The 4,175-nt window shown below is 75.4% G+C and carries 2 protein-coding genes; both read right to left on the bottom strand.

What is annotated here, in order from left to right:
* On the bottom strand, positions 1-1,247 hold a 1,247-nt coding region (locus ABD823_RS34090), incomplete at its 3' end, for a type I polyketide synthase (protein ID WP_344867028.1).
* A gap of 12 nt (positions 1,248-1,259) precedes the next feature.
* On the bottom strand, positions 1,260-4,175 hold a 2,916-nt coding region (locus ABD823_RS34085; protein WP_344867026.1), incomplete at its 5' end, for a type I polyketide synthase.

The raw sequence follows: 4,175 nt of genomic DNA, 5'->3' as shown, positions 1-4,175 counted from the left end.
TCCACCGCCTCGGTCAGCAGCTCCACCGCCCCGGCCGACCAGTCCACCTGCGGGGTCGGCTCGTCGAGATGGATGGTCTTGGGCAGCACGCCGTGCCGGAGGGCCTGGACCATCTTGATCACGCCGCCGACGCCGGCCGCGGCCTGGGTGTGGCCGAGGTTCGACTTCAGCGAGCCGAGCCGGAGCGGCTCGTCGCGGTCCTGGCCGTAGACCGCGATGACCGCCTGCGCCTCGATCGGGTCGCCCAGCCGGGTGCCGGTGCCGTGCGCCTCCACCACGTCCACCTCGGCCGGGGCGAGCCCGGAGGCGGCCAGGGCCTGGCGGATGACCCGCTGCTGGGCGGGGCCGTTCGGCGCGGTCATCCCGCTGGAGGCGCCGTCCTGGTTGACCGCCGAACCGCGCACCACGGCCAGCACTCGGTGGCCGTTGCGGCGGGCGTCCGACAGCCGCTCCAGCAGCAGCACGCCGACGCCCTCGGAGCAGCCGGTGCCGTCGGCCGCCGCGGAGAACGACTTGCACCGGCCGTCGGCGGCCATGCCCCGCTGCCCGCTGAAGTACACGAACATCTCCGGCGTGGCCATGATGGTCACGCCGCCGGCCAGCGCGAGCGTGCACTCGCCCTTCCGCAGCGCCTGGGCCGCCAGGTGCAGTGTCACCAGCGACGACGAGCAGGCGGTGTCCACGGTCACCGCCGGGCCCTCCAGGCCGAGGGTGTAGGCGACCCGGCCCGAGACGAGGCTGCCGTCGCTGGTGCCGGTCCCGTAGTCGTGGTACATGACGCCGGCGAAGACACCGGTACGGCTGCCGCGCATGGACGCGGGATCGATCCCGGCGTGCTCGAACGCCTCCCAGGAGGTCTCCAGCAGCAGCCGCTGCTGCGGGTCCATGCCCAGCGCCTCGCGCGGCGAGATGCCGAAGAAGTCCGGGTCGAACTCCGCGGCGTCGTACAGGAACCCGCCCTCGCGGGCGTAGGTCCTGCCCGGCGCGCCCGGCTCGGGGTCGTAGACGCCCTCGACGTCCCAGCCCCGGTCCGTGGGGAACGGCGCGACGGCGTCGGTCCCGTCCATCACCAGCCGCCACAGGTCCTCCGGCGAGGAGACCCCGCCGGGGTAGCGGCACGCCATTCCCACGATCGCGATCGGCTCGGTGGCCGCGGCCGTGAGCCGCCCGTTCTGCTGGCGGAGCCGTTCGTTCTCCAGGAGGGACTTGCGCAGGGCTTCAACGATCTTCTCGACGGATGTGTCCACGGTAACTTCCCATCACCTGGTCGAAGTGGAGTCGCTCTGCGCGAACGCGGCCCGGACGAGGTCGTCGACGGCCATCGACTTGATCATGTCGCTCTGGTCCTCGCCGCCGTCCACCGGCCGCCCCTCGTCGGCCCCCGCGAGCCGGAGCAGGGCGTCCAGCAGGCCCGCCTCGCGCATGCGGGCCAGCGAGATGCCTTCGATGGTCTTGCGGATCGACGCCTCCTCGGGATCCGCCGCGGGGGCGGCGGGGCCGAGGTCGGGGAGCAGCTCTCCCAGCAGGAAGGCCGCCAGAGCCTTGGGGGTCGGGTAGTCGAACATCAGGGTCGCCGGCAGCCGGAGCCCGGTGGCCGCACCGAGCCGGTTGCGCAGCTCGATCGCGGCCAGCGAGTCGAGGCCCAGCTCGGTGAAGCCGCGCCCGGGGTCGATGTCCCCGGGGTCGCTGTGCCGTACGGCCGCCACGTGGTCGCGGACCACGTCCAGCAGCACCCGCTCCCGCTCGTCGTCGCTCAGCCCGGCCAGGCGCTGCTCCAGGGTGGCGGCGTCGGCGACGGCGGTCGCCGTCACCCCCCGCCGCCCGGAGCTCACCGCCGTACGGCGGGGCTGCGTCCGCGCCAGGTCCCGCAGCAGCGCCGGGACCTCGTCGGCGGACGCCTGGAGCGCCGCCGCCTCCAGGCGGGTCAGCACCTGGACCGGTTCGTCGATCCGGAGCGCCTCGTCGAGCAGGGCCAGCCCCTCGGCGGCCGACATCGCGGGCATGCCCAGCCGGCTCATCCGCCGCAGGTCGGCGTCCACCACGCCGCCGCCGAGACCGGTCTTGACCTCCCACAGGCCGAAGGCGAGCGACGTGGCGGCCAGCCCCTGCTCGCGCCGGTGCACGGCCAGCGCGTCGAGGAACCGGTTGGCCGCCGCGTAGTTGCCCTGCCCCGCCCCCACGACCAGGCCCGCCACGGAGGAGAAGAGCACGAAGGCGGACAGCTCGCGGTCGCGGGTCAGCTCGTGCAGGTGCCAGGCGGCGTCCACCTTCGGACCGAACACCGCCTCGACCTGCTCCGCGGTGAGGGAGCCGATGAGCGCGTTGTCCATGACGCCCGCCGCGTGCACCACGCCGGTCAGGCCGGGCAGGCCCGCCAGCAGTCCGGCCAGCGCCTCGCGGTCCGACACGTCGCAGGCGGCGATCTCCACCTCGGCGCCCAGCGCCTCCAGCTCGGCGGCCAGCTCCGCCGCGCCGGGCGCGCCGGCACCCCGGCGGCTGGTCAGCACCAGGTGCCGGACGCCGTGCTCGGCGGCCAGGTGCCGGGCGACCACCGCGCCCAGGCCGCTGGTTCCGCCGGTGACGAGCACCGTGCCCTGCGGGTTCCACGGAGCGGTCTCCCGCGCGCTCGCCTCGGCGGCCTTGGCCAGCCTCGGCAGGAGCAGCCTCCCGTCGCGCACGGCGAGCTCCGGCTCTCCCGACGCCACCGCGGCGGGCAGCGACCGCCCGCCGGCCGCGTCGAGGTCGGCCAGGACGATCCGGCCGGGGTTCTCCTCCTGGGCCGCGCGGACCAGGCCCCACACGGTGGCCTGGGCCGGGTCGGCGAGCTCCTCGCCGGGAGCCGCGGCGACCGCGCCGCGCGTGGCCACCACCAGCCGGCCGCCGGTGAACCGCTCGTCGGCCAGCCAGTCCCGCAGCACGCCGAGCACCCGGTGGGTCGCGGTCCGGGCCGCGACCGGGACGGGGCCGTCACCGGACGGGCCGACCGGGAGCACGACCACGTCGGGCCGGGCCCCGTCCAGCGCCGCCAGGTCGGGCACCGCGCGGGCGCCCAGTTCCCCGGCCAGGCCGGAGGCGTCGCCGCCGACGACCGCCCAGGAGCCCGGTGCCGGCGCGGTGACCGGCTCCTCCGCGGGCCTCCACTCGATCCTGAACAGCGACTCGCGCCGCCCGCTGCCCGCGACGGCCGCGGCGTTCACCTTCTCCGCGGTGACGGCCCGCACGACGAGCGATTCCACCGAGGCCACCGGGGTGCCCGTGGCGGCGTCGACCAGTTCCAGCGAGCACGCGTGCGAGTGGGCCGCGGGGTCCCTGCGGGCGGAGACGATCCGGACCCGCAGCGCCGAGGAGCCCGACGCGTGCAGTGAGACCCCTTCCCAGGCGAACGGGAGCTGGGTGCCTCCGGTCGCCTCGGGACCCGCCTCGTCGAGGAAGTCGGTGGCGCTCAGCGCCGCGTCCAGCAGCGAGGGGTGCAGTCCGAAGCCCGCGGCGTCGCCCTTGGCCTCCTCGGGCAGGGAGACCTCGGCGAAGATCTCGTTGCCGCGCCGCCAGACGGCCTTCAGGCCCATGAACATCGGGCCGTAGCCGTACCCCTGGCTGGACAGGTACTCGTAGACGTTGCTGATGTCCACGCGCTCCGCGTCCCGGGGCGGCCAGACGTCGATGCCGAGCGACTCCAGCGTCACGGGCGGCTTGGCGCCGGTGGCCAGCACGCCGGTGGCGTGCAGGGTCCACGGCGTGTGGGCCGGGGCCTCCTCCCAGCGGGAGTGCACGGTGAACGCGCGCCTGCCGGACTCGTCGGCGGCCTCCACCGCGATCTGGATCGCGACGCCGCCGCTGGTCGGCAGCGGCATGACGGCCTCGATGGTGAGTTCCTCCAGCAGGTCGCAGCCGACCTCGTCGCCGGCGCGCATGGCCAGCTCCACATATCCGGTGCCGGGCAGCACCACGACGCCCAGCACGTCGTGGTCGGCGAGCCAGGGGTGCGTCTCGACGGACAGCCGCCCGGTCACGACCACCCCGTCGGTGCCGGGGAGCGCGACCACCGACGAGAGCAGCGGGTGCCCGGCCGCGATCTGGCCGAGACCGGCAGGCTCGCCCGGTACGGCGGGCGGCGCCTCCAGCCAGTAGCGCTTGCGCTGGAAGGCGTAGGTCGGCAGCTCCACCCGGCGCGCCCC

The sequence above is a fragment of the Planomonospora alba genome, assembly GCF_039534085.1.
GTDB classification, from domain to species: Bacteria; Actinomycetota; Actinomycetes; order Streptosporangiales; family Streptosporangiaceae; genus Planomonospora_B; species Planomonospora_B alba.
The sequence above is the reverse complement of the archived record's forward strand: the minus strand, read 5'-3'. Positions and strand labels throughout refer to the sequence as shown.